The organism is Mesorhizobium sp. M7A.F.Ca.MR.362.00.0.0, from assembly GCF_004023175.1.
Lineage (GTDB): Bacteria > Pseudomonadota > Alphaproteobacteria > Rhizobiales > Rhizobiaceae > Mesorhizobium.
This window is the reverse complement of record NZ_RZTF01000598.1, coordinates 1-2,584: the sequence shown is the minus strand read 5'-3', so window position 1 is coordinate 2,584 and position 2,584 is coordinate 1. Positions and strand designations below refer to the sequence as shown.

The following is a 2,584-nucleotide window of genomic DNA, read 5'->3' as shown; positions in this document are numbered from 1 at the left end:
GGTCTGGACGAACGCCGACGCGGTCGATTACGCGCCGGCGGAGATGGCCATGCCTTGCCTGATGCCGGAAGATGCCGCGCGGTTCGGCGCGACCTGGCAATGCGACGGCGGCTCCGTCTGCACGCCGCTGGCCACGGCTTCGGGCGTGCACACGAAATTGGCGCAATGCCTGCTGCCCAAGGACAGCGAAAAAATGTTTTCCGGCCACCCCTGCCTGACCGGCTCGATCGCCAGCAACGCGGCGCAGCCTTTCAACGACCGCTATAGCAAATCGGGCCAATTCGCGGCCTTCGCCCCGGACATTTCCCGTACCGCCTACACCTGCCGTCCGCCGAAGATCGGCGTGCCTGGCGGCATCGCCTATCGCGGCTGCGACGACAAGGACCGCGACTTCGCGGCCTTCAGGCCGGCAAGCCGATGCCGAACGAGATCTGCGGCCTGGTCGGCGGCAAGAAATTCGACATCTGCGTGGCCACCAACAATTTCGACCAATGCCTTGGCGGCGCCGTCAATCGCGGCAACCGGCCGGCCTGTTCGGCCGATCATTTCTGCCGCGAGGACTATATGTGCCAGTCGCTGCCGCCTGACACGCCGGGCATCGGCAAGGTCAAAGGCATCGGCTTCTGCTCGCCGACTTACTTTATCTTCCAGATGCGTATCGACAATCACGCGACGCCATGGGGCAGCCCTGTCCGCGCCACCATGGGGGCGGGATTTGGCGCGGCGGAAGAGGAGTGAGCTGCCCGACGGTTACCTCGGATAGATGCCCAGCCACGCCTCACAGCGGGATGTTGTCGTGCTTCTTCCAGGGGTTCTGCATGTCCTTGTTGCGCAGCATGCGTAGCGCGCGCGCGATGCGGCGGCGGGTCGAGTGCGGCATGATCACCTCATCGACATAGCCGCGCTCGGCGGCGACGAAGGGCGACAGGAAGCGATCCTCGTAAGCCTTTGTATGGGCTGCGATCTTTTCGATGTCACCGATGTCCTTGCGATAGATGATCTCCACCGCCCCCCTGGCCCCCATCACCGCGATCTGCGCGGTCGGCCAGGCATAGTTCATGTCGCCGCGCAGATGCTTTGACGCCATCACGTCATAGGCGCCGCCATAGGCTTTGCGGGTGATGACGGTGATCTTCGGCACGGTGGCCTCGGCATAGGCGAACAGGAGTTTCGCGCCATGCTTGATCAGGCCGCCATATTCCTGCGCCGTGCCGGGCAGGAAGCCGGGGACATCGACGAAGGTGACGATCGGGATCGAAAAACAGTCGCAGAAACGCACGAAGCGCGCTGCCTTGCGGCTGGCATCGGAATCGAGCACGCCGGCCAGCACCATCGGCTGGTTGGCGACGAAGCCGACGGTGCGGCCCTCGACGCGCCCGAACCCGGTGACGATGTTCTTGGCGAAGTTCTGCTGGATCTCGAAGAAGTCGCCTTCGTCGGCAACTTTCATGATCAGTTCCTTGATGTCGTAGGGCTTGTTGGCATTGTCGGGAATCAGCCGGTCGAGCGACAAATCATGGTCGGTGACCGACTGGTAGCATTCGATCTCGGGAAGCTCCGATGTGTTGGAAGCCGGCAGCAGGTCGACCAGCCGGCGCATCTGCAACAGCGCCTCGACGTCATTGTCATAGGCGCCGTCGGCGATCGAGGATTTCGTCGTGTGGACGGAGGCGCCGCCGAGGCTCTCGGCGGTCACCGTCTCGTTGGTCACGGTCTTCACCACATCCGGTCCGGTGACGAACATGTAGGAAGTGTCGCGCACCATGAAGATGAAGTCGGTCATGGCAGGCGAATAGACGTCGCCGCCGGCGCACGGCCCCATGATGACGGAAATCTGCGGAATGACGCCTGAGGCCAGCACGTTGCGCTGAAAAATCTCGGCATAGCCGCCGAGTGCTGCCACGCCTTCCTGGATGCGCGCGCCGCCAGCATCGTAGAGGCCGATGATCGGCGCCCGGTTGCGCAGCGCCATCTCCTGCACCTTGATGACCTTCTCGGCATGCGCTTCCGACAGCGAGCCGCCGAACACGGTAAAATCCTTGGCGAAGAGGTAGACCGGGCGGCCGTTGACGGTGCCCCAGCCGGTAACCACGCCGTCGCCGGCGATCTTGCTCTTCTCCATGCCGAAGTCGGTCGAGCGGTGCTCGACATACATGTCGAATTCCTCGAACGAGCCCTCGTCGAGAAACACCTCGATGCGTTCGCGCGCGGTGAGTTTGCCCTTCTTGTGCTGGGCATCGATGCGAGCCTGGCCGCCGCCCATGCGGGCAATCTCGCGGCGGCGCTCGAGTTCCTTGAGAACGTCTTTCATCGATTACCTCCCAAGCCAGTGGCATTTCGTGGTAATCGTGCCGGCAAGCGAGCGCAAGCGCCGCTTGCGCCACGGGTTTTGTTGCGCTGCAGCATGACGCCCCTTGCATTTGGCGGCGAACTCAGCCATATGCAGCCCATAGGCGCTTGGGCCGGGAACGAATCCGGCCTTCTCGACGAATGAGACTGGTTGCGTCTGTTTTCCCTCTTTCCGGTATATCGGCCCTTTTTCCGGTAAATCACAAAGCGGCGAAAAAGCCCCGTGGCATGATGC

General features: G+C 62.8%; 4 protein-coding genes. 1 reads left to right on the top strand and 3 read right to left on the bottom strand.

Going from position 1 to position 2,584, the window contains the following annotated elements; translation table 11 throughout:
* Positions 1-27 precede the first annotated feature (27 nt).
* Positions 28-237: a hypothetical protein gene (locus EOC06_RS44445; protein WP_245470375.1), complete on the bottom strand. Its 210-nt coding sequence runs from the start codon at positions 235-237 to the stop codon at positions 28-30.
* Between the two features lie 180 nt (positions 238-417).
* On the opposite strand from EOC06_RS44445, the gene EOC06_RS44440 reads away from it, so the two are divergent.
* Entirely contained in the window at positions 418-738 is a 321-nt protein-coding gene (locus tag EOC06_RS44440) for a hypothetical protein (protein ID WP_245470373.1), read from the top strand.
* 40 nt (positions 739-778) lie between these two features.
* Here the strand turns inward: EOC06_RS44440 and EOC06_RS35730 are convergent, their stop codons facing one another.
* Together EOC06_RS35730 and EOC06_RS41080 are read right to left on the bottom strand one after the other, a co-directional pair.
* Positions 779-2,311 (bottom strand): acyl-CoA carboxylase subunit beta, encoded by a 1,533-nt coding sequence (locus tag EOC06_RS35730; RefSeq protein ID WP_128310013.1) that lies wholly within the window; start codon positions 2,309-2,311, stop codon positions 779-781.
* A gap of 3 nt (positions 2,312-2,314) precedes the next feature.
* Positions 2,315-2,584, bottom strand: a 270-nt coding sequence (locus EOC06_RS41080) for a hypothetical protein (protein WP_206631332.1), incomplete at its 5' end; no start/stop codon positions are given.